The following is a 19,000-nucleotide window of genomic DNA, read 5'->3' as shown; positions in this document are numbered from 1 at the left end:
CCGCCGCCGCAGCCACCGCAGCGCCCGTTCCGCGCCGGTCTTGTCGCGGGCGCGGTGGCGTTGGCGCTGGTCAGCGGCGGCATCGGCGGGGCGGTCGGCGCGCTGACCACCCGGTCCGACGACGGCAGGACGGCGGTGACCAACGCGCTGGACGTGCCGAAGCCCAATGTCAGCAATGCCTCCAACGCGCCGGCGGGGTCGACCCAGGCGGTGGCGCAGAAGGTGCTGCCGAGCGTCGTGATGATCAAGGTGGCGAGCAATCGCGCCCAGGGCGAGGGTTCCGGTGTCGTGCTCTCCTCCGATGGCCTGGTCCTGACCAACAATCACGTGGCCTCCGGCGGCGGCACGGGCGCCACGATGGAGGTCATGTTCTCCGACGGGAGCAGCGCGCCCGCCACACTGGTCGGCGCCGACCCGGTCTCGGATCTCGCGGTGATCAAGGTGCAGGGCAAGAGCGGCCTGACCCCGATCGAGCTGGGCACCTCCGGGAATCTGCAGGTCGGTCAGCCGGTGGTCGCCATCGGCTCGCCGCTCGGCTTGGCGGGCACCGTCACCACCGGCATCGTCTCGGCACTGAACCGGCCGGTGTCGACCAGCGGCGAGGGCGGCCAGAACCCCAACGCCCCGCAGCCGGTGATCGACGCGATTCAGACCGACGCCGCCATTAATCCCGGCAATTCGGGCGGCGCGCTCGTGGACGCGAACGGCAAGCTGATCGGCATCAACACCGCGATCGCCAGCCTCGGCGTCGGTGAGCTGGGCGGCCAGCAGAGCGGTTCGATCGGCCTCGGCTTCGCCATTCCGGTGGATCAGGCTCGCCGGGTCGCGGACGAGCTGATCAAGACCGGCCACGCCACCTACGCCCAGATCGGCATCAAGCTGCGGCCGCAGGACAGCGCCGCGATGGTGCTGGAGGCGACGCCGGACGGCCCGGCCGCCAAGGCGGGCATCCCGGCGGGCGCCATCATCACCAAGCTGGACGACCGGGCCATCGACTCCGGCGAAGCACTCATCGCCGCCGTCCGTTCGCACCAACCGGGAGACAAGGTGAAGGTCACCTACACCGACGAACAAGGCAACAATTCGAAGACCGTCGAGGTGACCCTCACCGCCGCGCCCGTGGGCGGTGGTCGGTGAGGCGGCTCGGCGACGCGGAATTGTCCAGCGCCGCCGCCGGGTTGCTCGGCACAGGCGCTACGGTGAGCACCATGGAAATCGATGCTCCTGTGGCGGGGCGTGCACTGGTGGTGGTCGTCGACGATCGAACGGCGCATGGAGGTGTGGACTCGCTCGGCCCGCTGGTCACCGAGCTGCTCACCGAGGCGGGTTTCCTCGTGGACGCGTCGGTGTCGGTGCAGGCCGATGAGGTGGAGATCCGCAATGCGCTGAACACGGCGGTGATCGGCGGTGTCGATCTGGTCATCTCGGTGGGCGGCACCGGGATGTCGCCGCGCGACGTGACGCCGGAGGCGACTTCGCAGGTGCTGGACCGGGAACTGCCCGGGATCAGCGAGGCGCTGCGCTCCTCCGGCCGGGTCGCGGGCTCGCTGGACGCGGGGCTGTCGCGCGGGCTCGCCGGCGTGTCGGGCAGCACCCTGGTGGTGAACCTGCCGGGCACCCGCGCCGCCATCCGCGACGGTATGGCAACCCTCTCGCCGCTCGCCAGCAAAGTGATCGGCGAACTGTCGGGATTGGCCGAATAATTCCGGCCGCCGACTCTTCCGACGTCCCTCGCCCCGCCGCGCGCCGGGCGAGGGACGCCGCGCGTCTGGCGCGGATCTTCGGCGACACCCTGCCGGACACCACCCGCGACGAACGCGGCGACGACCCGGACGACCGCCGCTCCGGCGACGACTGGTTGCGCTCCCAGGTGCCTCCGCACCACGGTTGAGCTAATTCCTACTATTTAAGTACGTACTTTAGGGCTATATGCGCCCGTTACCTCCTCACTGTTTTCTTTAACGGGCTGTGATCTGCGCCATCGATTACGGCCTTGTCTCGTAAACGGTCGATGGCGTCGTTGCGACTCGAAACGACCGTTTCCGTGAAAGTGCGACATCCCCGCCTGCATTTATGCACGTCAAGCGATATTGGCATGTCAGCACTAGTGATCTACATCACATTGATCTTTACATTTCTTTACGTTGCCAGGCAGTTACTAACCGTTTAATCTCTCGCCAGAGCCACCCAAACGAAGGTCCTCACAGGCCCGGATTCGGCACGTATGTTGTCGATCCGGCGGAACCAGGCTCGGTTCCGTAGTCCAGTGATGCCCGTTGCGCCGAAATAACAGCCGGTTACATATCGGCAACAAAGGGGCGACAAACTGAGCTGGGCCTGAGAGGACCACCGTCCAGCCTCGATGGTCGAGGTTGACTGTTTGAACCTGATGAGGGGAAGTATGAGCGAGAACCGCACCAACGGTCTGCGTCGCGGTGCCCGCGTCGCGGGCGTCGGCGCCGCCGCGGCCGTTGCCATGGGCCTGCTGTCGACCGGTGCTGCCAATGCCGACACCTTCGTGCCGTTGCCGGACGGTCAGAAGGTCGGAGCGGGCGTGACCCTGACCCGCACGGGTGAGCACGCCCTGATTTCGCCGTCCCTTGCCGCCAACGGCGCCGGTCGCGTCGTCTGGGTCTCGGGCAACGCCACCGCCGATGTCACCGTCACCCCCGAGGGTGAAGTGGGCCCGAACAACGGCCCCGCGGGCGGCCCGGGCAGCAACAACTCCTCGACGCACGGCACATCCCAGCTGAGCACCGGCTACATCGTCGGCTGCCAGGTCAGCATCGCCGACGACGCCATCTCCGCGGGTGTGTCCGGCGGCGTCAACCTCGACGGTTTCAGCATGGGCGGGTCCATCGGCCTGAACCTCGGCCCCGGCGAGGTCAAGTTCGTGCAGATCGACTACAAGGACATCCTGAAGCCGGGTGTGTACTCGGTCGAGTACCAGGATGCCGAGATCGAGATCCAGGGCTGCGCGGGCTACGCCCAGGCGCGCGCGTACACCGTGGTCGAGATCATCGGTGACCACTACTCGAAGACCACCCTGTACGGAATGCCGTTCAGCATCGGCTGACGTCTGTCGAGTCCAGCGCGGCGCGCGCGGACCGGAATCGGTCGCATCGGCGACCGTTGCCGGTTCCGGACCGCTGCCGATCGAACCACGAACAATCTTCTCGCTGAAGCGAATTCAACCCTCGAGGGGTACTGCAAATGATCAACCGTAAGAACGTGGCGCGGGCTGCCGGTGTCGGCGCCGCCGCCACTATCGCCATGGGCCTGTTCTCCACCGGCGCTGCCAACGCCGACACCTTCGTTCCGCTGCCGGGCGGCGAGATCGTCAAGCACCTGTCCGACGGCACCGTGGTGACCGTCCGCCTGGTCGGCGAGTCCGCCAACATCAGCCCGTCCCTTGGCTCCACCCCGGTGCACCGCAACGCGTGGGTCTCCGGTTCGGCTCAGGTCGAGCTGTCCGGCACCGGCGCGGAAGCCGGCGGCAAGATCTTCCCGGGCTACACCGTCGGCTGCCAGGTGAACATCGCGGGCGGTGGCGCCGAGGGCGGCATCGAGGCCGGTAGCGACTGGGAGGGCGAGTCGCCGAGCATCGGCGCGACCAGCGGCGGCAACCTGTCGCTCGGCCCGGGCCAGGCGACCTCGTTCTACATCCTCGACATCGAGCAGGCCGACGACTTCGGCAACGAGTCGCACAAGAAGCGCAACAAGTTCAAGGGCAGCAACGGCTCTGTCACCTGGTCGGACTCCACCATCGGCCTGTCGGGCTGCGGTGGCTACGCGCAGGCTCGCGCCTTCGTCAGCGTCGAGGTCGAGACCGACAACGTCGTCACCTGGGTGACGCTGTGGGGTCAGCCGTTCAGCATCGGCTGATACGTTCGTCCGCCTGAGCTCCGGCCAATTACGGGGTTCGGGCGGACTTAGTCCGGTCGCGGACTCGTGGAGTCGCGCGCCCGGTGACCCGAACGAACGGGCCCGTCGCTTCGGCGACGGGCCCGTTGTCGTTTGCGCGGCTGCTGGGTTTCGCGTCTCGAGATGGCCGCTGGCGTAACTCCGGATGACGTACCGATGAACGCCCGTATTTGCTCGGAGTTACGCTGGGATGGTCGTTCGGAGGGGACAAACCGGACGAACCGACGGAAGCGGGCCGCTGGGGCGCTGCTTCAGGACCCGCTTCCTACTCGGCACGGAACTCGTGCCGCCCGCCCGCGCTCTCGCGCCCCTCGGCCAGCAGATCGCGGATCTGAACCAGAATCTCGGTGTCGCTCAGCGGCTCTTCCACCGCGCCGCCGTATCGCTTCTTCATCTGTGCGGCGGGCAGCACCAGCACGAAATACAGCACCGCCGCGATGAGGGCGAAATTGATGAACGCGGTGATGATCGGGCCGACCTGAACGAAGGTCGCTGGCTTGTCGGCAACCAGGTGGAAACCGAGGCCGAGTTCATCGGTCCCGCCGAAAACGGCGAGCACCGGATTGATGATGCCGTCGGTGAACGCGGTGACGATCGCGACGAAGGCGGTGCCGATTATGACCGCAACTGCCAGGTCGACGACGTTTCCGCGCAGCATGAAATCCTTGAATCCCTTGAGCATTGCCGATCTCTCCTCTTCGGACGACAGCGACGGTCGGGCTCGGCGGAATCTGCGTGCCGGGTATCGGGAATGCTAATGGACCTTGTTGGTTAATGTTCGGCGAACATATTCGCGTCGCGAATTCGATTCGAGCCGGTGCGCGGTCAATGGAAGACGACCGTGAGCGCGGTGTGCAGGGATGCCGCGGCGACCACCGTGGCGCGCTCGGAATCCATCGCGATCAGCACCACCCGGTCCGCCGCGTCGCGCCGTCCGCCGGGCTGGGAAACCAGGACCACCGCGGCGTCGCTCGCGAGGGTGCGGGCCGGGCGTGCGCCGGTCCCGTGCTGCTCCTCGCCGCCGATCACATCGACGCGGTCGCCGGCGCGCAGGATCTCCGCGACCGCGCTGTCGGCCAACCGGATCGGGACGATGCGCGCATCACGCGCGCCGGTGGCCACCTCGGCCAGACGGGGCCCGACCACCCGCAGATCGGTGAACACCTCACCGGCGCGCATCGCACCCGTCGACGTCGCGCCGAGGAGCGTCGCGGGATCGCGCACCGCGCCCGCGGGAAGGGTGCCCGATTCGCGCGGCACCGACTTCAGATCCCCCGGCTCGAGCACTGTGCCTGGCGGCAGATCACGCCCCGCGACGACGACCTCGGCCCGTGCCGCGCCGGGATTCCCGCGCGCGAACAGGACGACCGCCAGCAGCGTCAGCGCCGCCGCGATCACTCGGCGGGCGAGCAGGCCATCGGCCCAGGGCGGGCGGTTCCACAGCGCGAAGCGCAGCGGGCTACCGCGACCGAGATCGGCGAGTGCGCGAGTCATGGCCGGATCCTATGGCCAGAATCACACCGCGCGACGCACGAAAAGGTGGTCTGTGGATAGACGAGAGGCTGTGGACAACCCGGAATCGGGCGGCCGCGGAATCAGCTGGCGACGGCCGTGCTGGTGGTCGTGCTCGCGCTGCTGGAGGAACTCGAGTCGGAGCTCGACGAGCTGGAGCTGCTGTCGGACTTCGCGGGCTCGCTCGCGGTGGACGCGCCGCCGCGGCTGTCGGTGCGGTAGAAACCACTGCCCTTGAACACGATGCCGACCGAGTTGAACAGCTTGCGCAGCTTCCCGGAGCAGTTCTCGCAGACCGTCAGTGCGTCGTCGGTGAAGGACTGCACGATGTCGAAGCGGTTGTCACACTCGGTGCACGCGTATGAATAAGTTGGCACAGGATCCTCCGCAGGGTTCGTCAACTTGGCACTCTACAGCCGACAGTGCCAACGCCGCCAATCGGTCGTTCATTCCGCGACCGGATCGCCGCCGATTTGCCGCAATCCGCCGTACGGCGTGAGGACCCAACCCATCCGCAGGTCGTGTGGTTCTTCCGGAAGCCGATCCACGAATTCGTCGTCGCGCACCACCGCGACCAGCCTCGCGTCCGGCCGGGCCGCGCCGAGCGTGCGGTCGTAGTGCCCGGCCCCGCGCCCCAGCCGGACGCCGCGCCGGTCCACGGCGAGCGCGGGGATCAGGATCAGCTCGGCCAGCGCGACGGCCTCGGCGCCCAGTGCGGGTCCGCTCGGCTCCCGCAGCCCGTACCTGGCCCGGCGCAGGTCGGCAGGGCCCGTGTACTCGGCCCAGTTCAACGCTTCCGCATCGCCGGTGAGCGGCAGAAGTACGCGCGCACCGGTCTCCCGCAGTGCTTCCAGCTGGGCCATCGACCCCGGCTCATCGCGGACCGGCACGTATGCGCACACCCATTCGGAGACCAGCGGTGTCTCGAACTTGCCGATCGCTTCGGCCAGCGCCAGCGCCTCTCGCTCACGCTCGTCCGCGGACAGCGCGGCCCGTCGGGCGAGAATTTCGCCACGCCATGCATGTTTGTCGCGCTCGCCGGGCATCTCCATGGGGATCACCATAAGCTCACCGGGTGCCGGGTCGCCGCGACGGCGGTCGGGCGGTGATGGATGGATAGGGTGTGCGTATGACAGCAATGGCAGGACAGTCCGCGGATGGTGCGCTGACGTCGTGTTTCCGCACGGCAGTCGTGCCAGCGGCCGGGCTCGGGACCCGCTTCCTGCCCGCGACCAAGACGGTGCCCAAAGAGTTGCTGCCCGTGGTGGACACTCCGGGCATCGAGCTGGTGGCCAGCGAGGCCGCCGAGTCCGGTGCGGACCGGCTCGTGATCGTGACCTCGCCGGGCAAGGACGGCGTCGTCGCGCACTTCGTCGAGGACCTGGTGCTGGAGAGCACCCTCGCCGAGCGCGGCAAATTCCACCTGCTGGAGAAGGTGCGCAAGGCGCCCGCCCTGCTGGATGTCACCTCGGTGGTGCAGGAGGAGCCGCTCGGCCTCGGCCACGCGGTGGCGCAGGCCGAACAGGTGCTCGATGACGACGAGGACGCGATCGCGGTCCTGCTCCCGGACGATCTGGTGCTGCCGTGCGGCGTGCTCGACGTGATGAGCCGGGTGCGGCGCAAGCGCGGCGGGTCCGTGCTGTGCGCCATCGACGTGCCGAAGGAAGAGGTCAGCGCGTACGGCGTCTTCGACGTCGCGCCGGTGCCCGACGCGACCAACCCGAATGTGCTGCGGGTCAACGGAATGGTGGAGAAGCCCGCGCTGGCCGACGCGCCGTCCACTTTCGCGGCCGCGGGCCGATACCTGTTGGACCGGGCCATCTTCGACGCCCTGCGGCGAATCCAGCCGGGCGCCGGTGGTGAGTTGCAACTCACCGACGCCATCGCGCTGCTGATCGCGGAGGGGCACCCCGTACACGTCGTGGTGCACCGTGGGTCGCGCCACGATTTGGGCAACCCGGGCGGTTATCTTCGTGCTGCGGTCGATTTCGCTTTGGAACGAGAGGAATACGGCCCCGCCCTGCGGGAGTGGCTGCAGCACCGGCTCGGTCCGGACTGGGATCCGCAGCTGACGACGGACGACTGAGCGAATGCTCGGCTTTCGTCGACAGTGGACCGTCGGGTACGAATGATGGTTCACCGAACGCGGTTGCGTCCGAAGCGCGTGCGGCGGAATCGGTTCGATGTGCGGAGAAGATCAGGAAGGGCTGGATGCGCTCGGTTGAGGATCAGCAGATCAAGGTGACCGCGGCGGCGGTCGCGCCCCGGCCGGTCCGGGTCGCGATCTCCGAGGCCCAGGGCCTGCTGTGCGCCGAGGACGTGATCACCGAGCGGCCGCTGCCCGGATTCGACCAGGCGGCCATCGACGGTTACGCGGTGCGCAGCGTCGACGTGGCCGCCGCCGGGTCCGATATCCGCAACGAGGACGGCGAATTGGTCGACCTGACGCTGCCGGTGGTCGGCGAGGTGGTCGCGGGTTCCCGGCAGCCGATCCGGTTGCAGCCGCGCCAGACGGTGCGGGTCGACACCGGCGCTCCGCTGCCGACGCTCGCCGACGCCGTGCTGCCGCTGGATTTCACCGACGGCGGCCGGGCCAGGATCAAGGTCTACGAGCCCGTGCGCTCGGCCGATTACGTGCGGCGCATCGGCGACGACGTGCAGCCCGGCGATGTCGCGGTACGCGCGGGCACCATCATCGGCCCCGCCCAGGTGGGTCTGCTCGCCGCGGTCGGTCAGGACAAGGTGCTCGTGCATCCGCGTCCGAGGCTTTCGGTGATCACGGTCGGCGGCGAACTCATCGACATCGATCGCACGCCGGGCCCTGGGCAGGTCTACGACGTCAACTCCTATGCGCTGGCCGCCGCCGCGCGGGACGCGGGCGCGGATGTGAATCGCGTCGGCATCGTCAGCGCGGATCCGCGGCGGCTGCGCGACGTGGTCGAGGGACAGCTGGTGCGTTCGGAAGTCGTCGTGATCGCGGGCGCGGTCGGCGGCTGGGCCTCCGAGCAGGTGCGCGAGGCGCTGGAGGGGCTCGGCGAACTCGAGATCGCCAGGGTGGCCATGCATCCCGGCTCGGTGCAGGGTTTCGGCATGCTCGGGCGCGACGAGGTGCCGACCTTCCTGCTGCCGTCCAATCCCGTTGGCGCACTGGTGGTGTTCGAGGTGATGGTGCGTCCGTTGATCCGGATCGCGCTGGGCCGCAGGCATCCGATGCGCCGCATCATCCGGGCCAGGACCATCACCCCGATCAGTTCGATGGTGGGCCGCAAAGGTTTTCTGCGTGCACAGCTCATGCGCGACGAGTCCACCGGCGACTACCTTGTGCAGCCGCTCGGCGGCGGCGCCGGTTCCTCGCATCTGCTGGCCACCATGGCCGAGGCGAACAGCCTGATCATCATCGACCCGGAGGACACCGAGGTCAGGACCGGTGACGAGGTGCAGGTCGCCTTCCTCTCCCAGCGTGGCTGAAGCGTGGAGTCCATGAACGTCTTCCGGGCCACCCAGCATCCGGGATGGCCCGCGCGCCTCGGTCCGGTGCGCGTCGCGGCGGGACAGGTCACGCTGCGTCCCGTGCGGTTGCGCGACGCGACGGCATGGAGCCGCATCCGGTTGCGCGATCGCGAGCACCTGGAGCCGTGGGAGCCGACCGGCCGCGGGGCCTGGGAGGCGCGCAACCACGCGTCGAATTGGCCCTCGCTGTGGTCGAGCCTGAAGGCCGAAGCCCGGCGCGGTGCAATGATCCCGCTCGTCATCGAGGTCGACGGCACCTTCAGCGGCCAGTTGACGATCGGCAACATCGTGCGTGGCGCGCTGCGCTCGGCCTGGATCGGCTACTGGGTGGCCAAGGACCTCAGCGGGCAGGGCGTGGCCACCGCCGCGCTCGCGCTCGGGCTCGACCACTGCTTCGGGCCGGTCGGTTTGCACCGCGTCGAAGCGACCGTGCGCCCGGAAAACCTTGCCAGCCAGGCTGTGTTGCGTAATGTGGGCTTCCGCGAGGAAGGCTTGCTGCGCCGCTATCTGGACGTGGACGGCGCATGGCGGGACCATCTGCTCGTCGGTTTGACGGTCGAGGAAGTCATCGGAACTGTGCTCGATCGGCTGGTACGAGACGGGCGGGTCATCCTGCCCTGAGGCCCGCAATTCGTTTGCGAGAAATTTGCTCTTCGGAATACCCGGAAAGAAATCCTGCAATCGATAGACGGACGGGACGATACCGGCGTGACACGTCAACTCCCGCGAGAAACGCGGACGGACGGTGGGGCTTGTGACAGGTGTGGCGGATGTGCACGGCGCGCCTGCCGTATTCGCGCGGGGCGCCGAATTAACCTACGGACGTCGGTGCTGCGTCTTGCCGCACCGGCAGGGAGCCTGAGAGGCGCCTCCGGACCGAGGTCCGCGTCCGAGCGCGTGAGCGGTAGCGAACGCACTGCGCGGTGCGTCATCCGGGGGGCGGGCCAAGCGGACGAACACGCGGGGACGGAGGTGTGGACCTGATGCCGAATTCGATTCTGTGGATCGGCCTGGTCGTGCTCTGGGTCTTCGTGCTGTTCCCGATCTTGGCCGACCGGCACCCCAGGATTCGGCAGACCACCGACGCGGCATTGGCGACCCGCGTATTGCACCGCGGCGGCTCCAAACGGCGCATGAAGAAAGGGCCGGCGGCCGGGCACGACAGCGACCCGGATTACCGGCCGACCCGAGTGCAGAGAAAGCGTTTCTACAGCGATGATGCGGAGGACCGGATGAGCGCACCGGCCGACGAGCAAGTCACCGAGGTCGACGAGGACAAGGACGCGCGGGACGACATCCCTGCGCTGGAGGCGGGCACCGCGGTATCCGGCAACGCCGATGACGAACCCGCCGAAGCGGATTCGAGCGAGCCGGACGACGACGTGACGAGCGAGGCCGACCGCACGGAGGATCCCGATTCGGAACTCGATGCGGATCTCGATTCGGACGAGAACGACACCGGCACGGCCAGAACGCCTGCGGACGCGGACGCGGCGGCCGATGATGACGACGTGGCCTATGACGACGAAGGGGCCGATAACGACGAAGACGCAGATAGCGACGAAAAGGCCGCGGCGCACCACGAACCTGCCACGGCACGTATCCCGCCCGCCCGTTCCGTCGCACCCGCGCACGTCTCGGACCCTGAGTTCGAAACCGATTCGGCCGAACCGGAATTCGTCCCCACCCGGCGTGGCCGCGGTGGTTTCGATCCGGAAGCCGACGCGATCGCCCGCGCGGCCCGCTACACCTTCCGGCAGCGCGCCGTGCTCGGCCTGCTGCTGTCGAGCATCCTCTGCGGGGCGCTCGCGCTCGTCATCAACCCGCTGCTGTGGTGGGCGTGCGCCCTGTTCGTCCTCGGCCTCGGTACCTACCTGGCGTACCTACGCAGGCAGGTCCGCATGGAAGAGGAGATCCGGCGCAGCCGCGCCGCCCGCCTCACCCGCGGCCGCGACGACATCGAGGGCGACCAGCACCACGCCGACGACACCGCGACCCGCCGCGGCATGGACCGCGACACCGCCCGCGCCCTGCGCCGCCGCTCCGTCCTCCTGGACGCCGACGACGAAGACCCCATGTTCGAACACCTGGACACCTTCGACCCTGCCGCGGCACGCGCCCTTCGCGGGCGCACCGGCACCGACATGCGCCGCGCCGTCGGGGAATAACCGCAGCTCAGGCGGGCGATTCGGTATCTCGCTGAATCGCCTGCTACAGTGGCACAGCGCGGTTCCCCCGGGAACCGCACGGGGCTATAGCGCAGTTGGTAGCGCGTCTCGTTCGCATCGAGAAGGTCAGGGGTTCGATTCCCCTTAGCTCCACCCTTGGAGGCGGGTGCTCGTGGAGAGCACTCGCCTTTTTTGCGGGTTCCGCGTGTTTTGTGGGGGTGCAACCCCCACACCCCGCCCGGCGGGCTTCGCCCCCGGACCCCCGTGCCTGGGCTCGCCATTTCGGAACGGTTTCCCGCCCCGGGACTCGCAACCCCCGCCCTCCCCGGCACCGCGCCATGTAGTGCCGTTGTGTCATGGCCGGGTCGGCATGGCCGAGGACATCAGCGGTGACTCGCGCCGACAGTCCGGCATCATCGAGGATCGTCGCCACCGCATGACGGAAGCTGTGTGCGGTGATGTCGTCGGCCATACCGAGGGCGTCACGAATGCGCTGCCATTCGTGGCCGACGTTCTGCGGATCGCGCAGCGTCCACACCGCCGAGGGGAACACCAGATCGAGCCTTGGTGCGCCCGAGTCGGGAGGTGACGCCAGTTTCCGGGCCGCGAGTGCCGCTCGACGCTTCAACATCTGAACGGCGAAATCGGGTAGGGCGATGGTGTTGCGTGGAAGGCTGTGTGGCTCAGTAAATCTGAGGTGCAAAGAAGTCCAGGGTACCCGGTTTCGACCGCATGGCGGACACTCGAAGTCATGCAAGCTCTAACGATCCTCGAGCACGGGACCGGACCGGCGGTGGCACTCGTGCACGGTGGCGCGGGGCCGAAGGCAACCTGGACCGGGCTGCAACCGCTGTCCACGCGGTGGACGCTGCTGCTCGTGCACCGACGCGGCTTCGGTGCGAGTCCGCCGCCACCGGGTGGGCAACAGGACTTCGAGATCGACGCGGACGATCTCGAAGGTGTATTCCGGGATCGGCGCCCGCACGTGGTCGCCCATTCCTACGGGGTACTCGGGGCGCTCCTCGCCGCCGCCCAGGCACCCGGGACCGTGCGCTCGCTCACCCTCATCGAACCACCCTTGTACTTCCTAGCTCCTGATGATCCGGAAGTGGCTCGACTGGAGAGTCTGGGAAATGCGGTGCTCACCCACGGACTCGATGCCGACCCCGCAATACTGCGCGAATTCCTCACTCTCGCAGGGGCACCGGATGGGGGAGGGGGTCAATTGTCCGATGGGGCCGTGCGCCGCGCGTGGGGCGCTCGTTTACCGGGGCAAGCACGACCGGACCTGACCGCCTTGCGCTCGGTCGATGTCCCTGTTCTAGTCGCATCGGGTGGACACTCTCCCGGCCTGGAACGGATCTGCGACCTGCTCGCCGACGCACTCGGGGCACAACGGCTCATAGCACCAGGTGCGGGCCATTTCGTCCCGGCGGCACCGGGTTTCGTAGACCGGCTCGAAGAATTTCTCTCATCGGGCAGCGGCACGGAATCGAGCTGACCTGCGCCGCTTCGACCTGGCAACAGCGGTCACCGGATCAGTTCCGGCGAGTCGGCATCGGCTTCGATCAACAACGCATCAGATGCAACGAGTCTGCATCGGATCGAAAGCGTCGGGACACTGCCGCGCCCCTTCGGGACTTGCCACTCGGACCTGTTGCCAATTGATAGCTAACGTCGAACATGCACGGTGTGTCGCACATTCGACACGCCGACGGGAAGCTGCAAACGCATCCAACCAAGTCCCAACAAATTCAACCAGCGTGCCCGCTGATCGAATGTGCGTTCGGTTGCGATAGGTAGTTGAAAGTTCCTATTGCGGGCCTCCGCCTAGTCCGGGGTCCGCCGACGGCTCTGCTTGCGCTGCACGCGCACGCCTGAACCATCCTCGCAACGGCTTTGCACCCCTCACAGAGGTTGTAATCGCTGCGAGGCGTATGGAAGGTCTGTGAGGGTCAGATGTGGAAGGCGTTTGGACCAGGGATGCGCAGCGCGAGGCTGTCCTTCTCGGGCCCAGACCCCGCGCCCGGGTTACTTACTCGAAGCCTGTTCACACGGCCATGCGTTCGGATGCCGGTACAAGCGATAGTTGGATTGTGCTCACGGTGACGATGAACGACCGAGCGGCGAGGCTGCTCGGTCTGCGGGAGGGCTTCGGTGGTTTGGATCCGGAAGAGGGTTTGGCGTCCGGGTTGCGCACCTGGGTGGACGGCGGGATCGGATGCCGCGGTGAGGTGGTGTGCTGGGCGCCGGTTCCTGCGCATGCTGACGACGCACCGGGGCTCTTCCTCGACCTGACGGGGTGGGAATGCTCTCATACCGACTTCCATCTGGAAGATTTTGTGCCCGTGGACAGTACGTATGCCGATGGGCCGAGCATCGGTGTCGACGCGCAGCGCACCTTGCTCACGCAGGGGATTGCGTTGGCTCGGGAGGTGGGGCGGTTGGCCGGTGAGCTGAGCACCCCGATTCCGTTGCGGTGCATCGTTGCGACCAACGACACGAACGGCAAGTTCAGGTTTCATCGGATCCGGCCCGGTGAAAGCTGGCTACTCGATGACCTCGACAGTTACGACCGAGACTATGTAGTGGTCATCGACTTCCTTCCCCGGCCCAGCGATAGGTTCCATGGCGCGCACATCGCTGCGGCGCAACGGGCGGCGCTCTTCGACCTCGTCGAGCTCCTCGCACCCGACATCGAGAAGGCTCGTGGCAGATTGGAGTACGTCCTCGAGAATGCGTCGTGGTCAGCGTTCGATCCCGAAGATGCGCTGATCGAGGCCTTGTTCGACGGCATCGACAGTGGCTTGGCCTACTTCTCGCGCGTGATCACCGATCCCGAAGCGATCCGCGCACGCCTAGGGCTGCTGCCCACCTGTCCGGAAGGGTTGACCTGGGACTGGTACGACAGCGATATCGAGGCATGGAAAAGCGAGACCAATCTACAGCCCTACTTGCGGTTCTTGGCCGATCAATGTCGTGCGGTCGGTACAGCGTTGATCGGTGTTTTCATCGGCGAGGATGGACTGGTGCTGGGTTTCCTGCCTTTGGACAAGCTCGAGCGGTCTATCGAGCTAGCCGCGGTGGCCGAGGTAGAGATCGTCATCTACGGCCAGGGCGAGCCGGGCGAGCACTGAATCGGATTCGTTGATGACGCCACTGCCCCCTGTTGCCACCGCACTGTCATGTCGCATACCGAGCGAATGAATTTCGGTACCGTGAGGCGGTGGCGAATTACCAATTGTCCTGGGCGTGGCAGACAGCTCAGAACGAGCTGGCACAAGCGCTGCCTCGCCGCTGGGCACACTCGCAAGGGGTAGCTCGCGCTGCCACCGGGCTCGCATCGGTTGTCACGTTCGACCACGACCTCCTCATTGCCGCCGCTATCCTGCACGATGTTGGTTATGCGCCGGGGCTCGCCGTGACCGGCTTCCATCCGCTCGACGGTGCCCGTTTTCTGCGTGACGAGCATCAGACCGACGACCGGCTGGTTCGGCTGGTCGCCAACCACACATTCGCGCTGCTGGAGGCCGAAGAGCGCGGCCTGCGTGCAGAACTCGAAGCCGAATTCCCGATCGTCGACGATCAGCTCCTGGTGGATGCCTTGACATACTGCGACATAACCACCACCCCCGACGGCTCGCCGACCACGGCACTTGCTCGGATCGCCGAGATCGTTGCGCGCTACGGTCCAGATACCGTGGTGGGCAGATTCATCCAGCGGGCCGAGCCCGAAATCCTCTCCACCGCAGCTCGAATCGAGCAGGCTCTGGCCGCTCAGCCGAGGTAGGGGTAGTTCCCGGACAGGTAGTCGCCGATCTGCTTGCGCATGCTGGGGTGGATGTCATACTGATCCAAATCCTTTGGGGATACCCAGGTGACGCCGTCGGCTTCCTCGTTGATCGTCGGCTCGCCGCCAATCGGCTGGCCGATGTAGCAGTTCTCGTACTGTTGCCGTACTTCGCCGTCGGTATAGGCGACGATGTGGTTCGGATTGCTGTAGACGCCAAGGAATCCGGTGATCTCTGCGGTGATGCCGGTCTCTTCTTCGCATTCGCGGATGGCGCATTGGGCTGCGGTTTCCCCGAAGTCCATGGCGCCGCCGGGCAGTGCCCATTGCCCGGTGTCTCGGCGGCGCTGTAGCAGGATCGCCCCGGACTCGTCAGTGACGAGCAAGTTGCATGCCACCACAAGGGAATTAGGCTTGGGTGCTTTCGGGTCGTGGTAGTACTCGATCCTGCCCATGGTTGGCCTCTCACGTAGGGGTCCAGGGCTGCGCGTCAGCCCAGATGGCGTCGAAGCTTTCGGTGTAGTTGTCGAACCACCCTGTCTCACCTGTGCGTTTGAGTTGGAGGACTGGGTTGGCGCTGGCTGGCTGTCCCCAGATGTGGGGATTGACCAGCAGGACGTCGTCGTAGCGGAACAACGAGTTGTACAGGGTCGTGTCGTGGAGCCGTACCTCGCAGTGCTCGTGCGATAGCAGCGCGCGGTAATAGGTCAGAGAAGCCCGGATCTTTGCTGCCAGGGTGTCACCAATGCCTTCTTCCTCGCCGCGGGCGGCGACGGCTTGGCCGTCCGGGTTGCCGAAGCAGAGGCGGACGCGAGCACCCTGCGTTGCCCGCTCGATGAGCATCTTCGCGACATGCGGATTCGATTGCGCGAAGAATGTCCCGGAGAAAACGAGCACATCAATCTGCTCGGTGGCTTCGCGCAGCAGCGAGAGCCAGGTCTCCCGTGGTACCTCCGCCCGATTGGGATAGGTCGCGACGAGCTCGACATTTTTCGGTACCGGCGGCGCATCCGGGGGAGGCGGCCACAGGAAGGTCTCTTCCACACGCAGGTGGTCGGCCAAGCGTCGGCGGTGTCTGGGGTGCGGTACCCGGCCACCGAGCCAACGGCTGACCGTCTTCGGGTCGACCTGGCAGACGTTGGCCAACGACTCGGGCACGATCCCCCGCTGGTGGAGCACGGACTGAAGCCGGACATTCACACCTTCAATGGAACCCAACCGCAGTCGGTTTGGGCAAGCACACCATGACGCGTCGCCCAAACGTTCCGGGACGTCCTTCGCGGCGTCCCATACGCGGTTACGCAGTCCCACTGTCACCGGACACGATGATCTCCCTCGCCTAGAAACCCAAGGGGGCCACCGTGATCCGGGAAACCACAGGTATTCGTCAGATCAAGATGCTGTATCTGCAGTTGCTGTATCGGTGCAATTTCGCCTGCAAGCACTGCTTCCACGGCGAGCGGTTGCAATATGCCGACGCGTACACCGCTGAACAGGCATGCAACCTGATGCGGCTCATGCAGCAGCAGTACGCCACCGAGGCGGTGACCTTGCTCGGTGGCGAACCGTTCGTCTACAAGGACCTGCCACGCGTGGTCCGCTACGCCAAACACACCCTCGGACTGACCGTCGAAATCTGCAGTAATGGCTACCGTATCGGGCCACGCCTGCGCGAGATCGCGCCGTGCGTCGATCTGCTGCGCATCTCCCTCGAAGGGGTCGGGGCCACCAACGACCTGATCCGTAAAGCCGGAAGTTACACCGCGGCACTCGAAGCCATCGCTCTGGCGCGCGATCTGGGAGTGCCCACCGGGGCGACGCTGACGGTGAATCGGTACAACATCAGCGAAGTAGTGGAGCTTGTCGGCACGCTGGCGGCATTGGACGTTTCACAGCTCAAACTGCACCAGCTGCGGCCGGTCGGCAACGCCGCCCGGCACCCGGACATGCTGGTGACCGACCCGGCAGACTACGAGCGACTCCGGAAGCAGCTCCGTAACGCCAGATTGGGAATCGAGGTGATCCTCGATGAGGACCTCTCCGAGGACGGTGCGCCAGTTTGCGCTGTACCGACCGGGCGCTACGGCATCGACAGGATCGAGTCCGACCCCCGCGGCGCGCTGACCATGTCGTGCAAGGCCGTGGGCAAAGATTCGCACGCCTTCTGGTACGACAAGGACGCGAACGAAATCACCTACCGCCCGTCAGCTAATCACGAACTGACACTGGCCATTCCGGATGTGGTGTATGGCAATATCTGAGCGCCCGCTGTTCGAAAGCATCGAAGGTCTACCCGGCACCGGCAAGTCGACGGTCGCGCCGCTGCTCGCCGAGGCGCGCCAGGCAGTGCTGGTACCCACGGTCCCACCGTTCTACCAGCCACTGCGGCGGGAACTCGATCCTTACGAGAACGCCGATGCCCGGATGTGCTTCTTTCTGTCGGCGCTGTTCACAGCAAGTGATCAGATCCGGCGCTACCTCGATGCCGGGATTCCAGTCGTGGTCGAGAGCTACTTCGCTCGCTGCCTGACGACCCATAGCGTGTTCGGCGCGAAGCTCGAGGTCGCTCTACCGGACGATCTGCCGCAACCGGTTACCTACCAGCTGGTTTGCGAGCCGGGGGAACGACTCAAACGCTTGGCCGAGCGCGACAAACAGATGACGCGCTGGGACGTTCTCGGCGAGCAGCACGCCGACCAACTCGCCATTGCTTACCGCCGGTTTCCCATTCATCAGGTCGACACCACCACAGGGACACCGGACGAGGCGGTCCGAACGATCCTGTCTTTCAACGTAACTGGAGCGAATCGTGTCAACCACTAGCCTTTGGGAACAAACCCTGACCTTCTTCCCGCTGTTTTGTCGGGCGCTGGCCGAGGAGTGTCGGCCCGGTGCGACGGTCGCCGTGATCGGTGCCAGTGACGGCAAGTTCGTCCTCCCGCTCGCCGAGGCCGGATACAACGTCATTGCGATCGAGAAGGATCCGCTGGCGCTCTATGGCGGTGAGGTTCTGCTGCCAGTATCCGGCCTCGGCTACGCGCCTGGCCTGATCGAGCGACTGAAGGATGCCGACCTGCAGCACCGCGTCCGCATCGTGGCGGAGGACTTTCTGGATAGCGATCCCGCTGATGTGGTGGCCGATGCCGTTTGGACAAGTTGCTCATGGCATTACAGCGCGAACCATCGGCGTCCGTTGGTTGAATTCATCGCTCGAATGCAGCAGCTCGTCCACCCTGGTGGGGTGTTCGGGGCAGAGTTCATGATGCCGGTGGATAAGCGGCATCATGAGATCGAGCACTACACCACCCCGGACGTCCTTATCAGCTACTTCGGTGACGCTTGGGACGTGCTGCTGACTTTGCAGACCGACCCGTTTCTCGAACGTGCCCACGTGGGGCAACTGCACGACCATACGCACCGGATGGGCGTGCTCATCGCCAAAAGGCATCCGGACGACCATGCGAAAGGCGGACCCAGCCACGATGAAGCATGAGTATGAAGCCAAGTTCCTGTCCGTAGACGTCGAAGCCGTACGAACCGCGCTGATCGCCCTCGGCGCCACTCAATCATTCTCTCGAACACTGTTGACCCGCAAAATATTTGAAGACGAGGCCCTCGCACGAGGAGCCTGGGTTCGGCTGCGTGACGAGGGAACGCGCTCGACCCTGACGCTCAAGCAGGTCACCGACGCTTCGACGATCGACGGCACAACCGAGATCGAAACTACTGTCGGGGACCTGCCCGCGATGGCAGAGATCCTGACCCGACTCGGTTTGCGCGAAATGCGGTACCAAGAGAACTACCGCGAGGAGTGGCAGCTGGGCGACACAGTATTCGACATCGACACTTGGCCCGGCCTTCCGACGTTCCTGGAGATCGAAGGTCCCGACGAGGCCGCGGTTCGTAGCGCCGCTGCCAGTTTGGGCCTCGACTACTCTGTGGCCCGTTTCGGCAGCGTCGACGAAATCTACAAGACCGAGGTCGGGCGCGACATTCTCGCAGAGCCAACCCTGCTGTTCAACGAACTCGACCCGGTTCGCCCTGTCTAGCGGATCTTGCCTGGCGGTGCTGAACAACCCCTCAACCTGCCGGAATA

At 66.1% G+C, this 19,000-nt stretch carries 21 protein-coding genes, 1 tRNA gene and 1 pseudogene; 16 read left to right on the top strand and 7 right to left on the bottom strand.

The genetic code is table 11. The features are described 5' to 3' along the window. From NL1_RS28300 to NL1_RS28285, 4 genes are all read left to right on the top strand, one after another. A partial coding sequence (locus NL1_RS28300) for a S1C family serine protease (RefSeq protein WP_084511043.1) occupies positions 1 to 1,137 on the top strand: 1,137 nt, incomplete at its 5' end. 71 nt (positions 1,138 to 1,208) lie between these two features. Beyond that, the gene (locus NL1_RS28295) at positions 1,209 to 1,703 is read left to right on the top strand and encodes a MogA/MoaB family molybdenum cofactor biosynthesis protein (RefSeq protein ID WP_067845455.1); all 495 of its coding nucleotides are present in this window, start codon (positions 1,209 to 1,211) and stop codon (positions 1,701 to 1,703) included. A 698-nt stretch (positions 1,704 to 2,401) separates the two neighbouring features. Continuing rightward, complete coding sequence (locus NL1_RS28290; RefSeq protein WP_067845437.1) at positions 2,402 to 3,076, top strand: MspA family porin; 675 nt, start codon at positions 2,402 to 2,404, stop codon at positions 3,074 to 3,076. Between the two features lie 137 nt (positions 3,077 to 3,213). After that, positions 3,214 to 3,885 carry an MspA family porin gene (locus tag NL1_RS28285; protein WP_067845434.1) on the top strand — a complete coding sequence of 224 codons (672 nt, stop codon included), beginning with the start codon at positions 3,214 to 3,216 and terminating at the stop codon, positions 3,883 to 3,885. Between the two features lie 304 nt (positions 3,886 to 4,189). On the opposite strand, the gene mscL is transcribed toward NL1_RS28285, so the two are convergent. The 4 genes from mscL to NL1_RS28270 all read right to left on the bottom strand — a co-directional run bounded on the left by mscL (position 4,190) and on the right by NL1_RS28270 (position 6,488). After that, positions 4,190 to 4,606 (bottom strand): large conductance mechanosensitive channel protein MscL, encoded by a 417-nt coding sequence (gene mscL, locus NL1_RS28280; protein ID WP_067845431.1) that lies wholly within the window; start codon positions 4,604 to 4,606, stop codon positions 4,190 to 4,192. A 143-nt stretch (positions 4,607 to 4,749) separates the two neighbouring features. Next, the gene (locus NL1_RS28275) at positions 4,750 to 5,418 is read right to left on the bottom strand and encodes an SAF domain-containing protein (protein ID WP_067845428.1); all 669 of its coding nucleotides are present in this window, start codon (positions 5,416 to 5,418) and stop codon (positions 4,750 to 4,752) included. Positions 5,419 to 5,519: 101 nt separating this feature from the next. After that, positions 5,520 to 5,813 (bottom strand): FmdB family zinc ribbon protein, encoded by a 294-nt coding sequence (locus tag NL1_RS36910; RefSeq protein WP_084511039.1) that lies wholly within the window; start codon positions 5,811 to 5,813, stop codon positions 5,520 to 5,522. 69 nt (positions 5,814 to 5,882) lie between these two features. Further along, entirely contained in the window at positions 5,883 to 6,488 is a 606-nt protein-coding gene (locus NL1_RS28270) for a 5-formyltetrahydrofolate cyclo-ligase (RefSeq protein ID WP_245673592.1), read from the bottom strand. Positions 6,489 to 6,565: 77 nt separating this feature from the next. On the opposite strand from NL1_RS28270, the gene NL1_RS28265 reads away from it, so the two are divergent. From NL1_RS28265 to NL1_RS28245, 5 genes are all read left to right on the top strand, one after another. Further along, positions 6,566 to 7,522, top strand: coding sequence for a UTP--glucose-1-phosphate uridylyltransferase (locus NL1_RS28265; RefSeq protein ID WP_067845423.1), 957 nt, complete (start codon positions 6,566 to 6,568; stop codon positions 7,520 to 7,522). A gap of 125 nt (positions 7,523 to 7,647) precedes the next feature. Beyond that, positions 7,648 to 8,904 (top strand): molybdotransferase-like divisome protein Glp, encoded by a 1,257-nt coding sequence (gene glp, locus NL1_RS28260; RefSeq protein ID WP_067845421.1) that lies wholly within the window; start codon positions 7,648 to 7,650, stop codon positions 8,902 to 8,904. A gap of 12 nt (positions 8,905 to 8,916) precedes the next feature. Then, positions 8,917 to 9,567 (top strand): GNAT family N-acetyltransferase, encoded by a 651-nt coding sequence (locus NL1_RS28255; RefSeq protein WP_067845420.1) that lies wholly within the window; start codon positions 8,917 to 8,919, stop codon positions 9,565 to 9,567. Positions 9,568 to 9,929: 362 nt separating this feature from the next. Continuing rightward, positions 9,930 to 11,114 (top strand): divisome protein SepX/GlpR, encoded by a 1,185-nt coding sequence (sepX, locus tag NL1_RS39725; protein ID WP_067845451.1) that lies wholly within the window; start codon positions 9,930 to 9,932, stop codon positions 11,112 to 11,114. 80 nt (positions 11,115 to 11,194) lie between these two features. Next, a tRNA-Ala gene (locus NL1_RS28245) sits at positions 11,195 to 11,267 on the top strand. Positions 11,268 to 11,439: 172 nt separating this feature from the next. Here NL1_RS28245 and NL1_RS36905 read toward each other — a convergent pair. Further along, positions 11,440 to 11,778 (bottom strand): annotated as a pseudogene (locus NL1_RS36905) (tyrosine-type recombinase/integrase); the annotation flags it as partial. A gap of 87 nt (positions 11,779 to 11,865) precedes the next feature. Here NL1_RS36905 and NL1_RS36900 point away from each other — a divergent pair. The 3 genes from NL1_RS36900 (at position 11,866) to NL1_RS28225 (ending at position 14,904) form a co-directional block, all read left to right on the top strand. Continuing rightward, positions 11,866 to 12,615: an alpha/beta fold hydrolase gene (locus NL1_RS36900; RefSeq protein ID WP_084511037.1), complete on the top strand. Its 750-nt coding sequence runs from the start codon at positions 11,866 to 11,868 to the stop codon at positions 12,613 to 12,615. A gap of 610 nt (positions 12,616 to 13,225) precedes the next feature. Beyond that, complete coding sequence (locus tag NL1_RS28230; protein WP_422615832.1) at positions 13,226 to 14,251, top strand: PM0498 family protein; 1,026 nt, start codon at positions 13,226 to 13,228, stop codon at positions 14,249 to 14,251. A gap of 89 nt (positions 14,252 to 14,340) precedes the next feature. Continuing rightward, positions 14,341 to 14,904, top strand: coding sequence for an HD domain-containing protein (locus NL1_RS28225; protein WP_067845416.1), 564 nt, complete (start codon positions 14,341 to 14,343; stop codon positions 14,902 to 14,904). Here the strand turns inward: NL1_RS28225 and NL1_RS28220 are convergent. Together NL1_RS28220 and NL1_RS28215 are read right to left on the bottom strand one after the other, a co-directional pair. After that, a complete protein-coding gene (locus tag NL1_RS28220; protein WP_067845415.1) occupies positions 14,892 to 15,359 on the bottom strand; it encodes an NUDIX hydrolase in 468 nt (155 codons plus the stop codon). The two genes, NL1_RS28225 and NL1_RS28220, sit on opposite strands and share 13 nt — an antisense overlap. A 10-nt stretch (positions 15,360 to 15,369) precedes the next feature. Then, the gene (locus tag NL1_RS28215) at positions 15,370 to 15,966 is read right to left on the bottom strand and encodes a DUF5919 domain-containing protein (RefSeq protein ID WP_218024497.1); all 597 of its coding nucleotides are present in this window, start codon (positions 15,964 to 15,966) and stop codon (positions 15,370 to 15,372) included. Between the two features lie 299 nt (positions 15,967 to 16,265). Here NL1_RS28215 and NL1_RS28210 point away from each other — a divergent pair, with 299 nt between their 5' ends. Genes NL1_RS28210 through NL1_RS28195 form a run of 4 tightly spaced genes read left to right on the top strand, consistent with a single transcriptional unit; the run spans position 16,266 to position 18,953 of the window. Next, positions 16,266 to 17,165, top strand: a complete 900-nt coding sequence (locus NL1_RS28210) for a radical SAM protein (RefSeq protein ID WP_067845413.1) — start codon at positions 16,266 to 16,268, stop codon at positions 17,163 to 17,165. Then, positions 17,143 to 17,727: a P-loop nucleotide/nucleoside kinase family protein gene (locus NL1_RS28205; protein ID WP_218024496.1), complete on the top strand. Its 585-nt coding sequence runs from the start codon at positions 17,143 to 17,145 to the stop codon at positions 17,725 to 17,727. Before NL1_RS28210 ends, NL1_RS28205 begins: the two co-directional genes overlap by 23 nt. Continuing rightward, the gene (locus NL1_RS28200) at positions 17,714 to 18,397 is read left to right on the top strand and encodes a class I SAM-dependent methyltransferase (protein WP_067845411.1); all 684 of its coding nucleotides are present in this window, start codon (positions 17,714 to 17,716) and stop codon (positions 18,395 to 18,397) included. The genes NL1_RS28205 and NL1_RS28200 overlap by 14 nt, the downstream gene beginning before the upstream one ends. Further along, positions 18,387 to 18,953 carry a class IV adenylate cyclase gene (locus NL1_RS28195; RefSeq protein WP_067845410.1) on the top strand — a complete coding sequence of 189 codons (567 nt, stop codon included), beginning with the start codon at positions 18,387 to 18,389 and terminating at the stop codon, positions 18,951 to 18,953. The genes NL1_RS28200 and NL1_RS28195 overlap by 11 nt, the downstream gene beginning before the upstream one ends. Positions 18,954 to 19,000 lie beyond the last annotated feature (47 nt).

The sequence above is a fragment of the Nocardia lijiangensis NBRC 108240 genome (assembly GCF_001613045.1).
In the GTDB taxonomy this organism is placed as follows: Bacteria; Actinomycetota; Actinomycetes; order Mycobacteriales; family Mycobacteriaceae; genus Nocardia; species Nocardia lijiangensis.
Note: the sequence above shows the minus strand (reverse complement) of the source record. Positions and strands in the feature narration are given on the sequence as shown.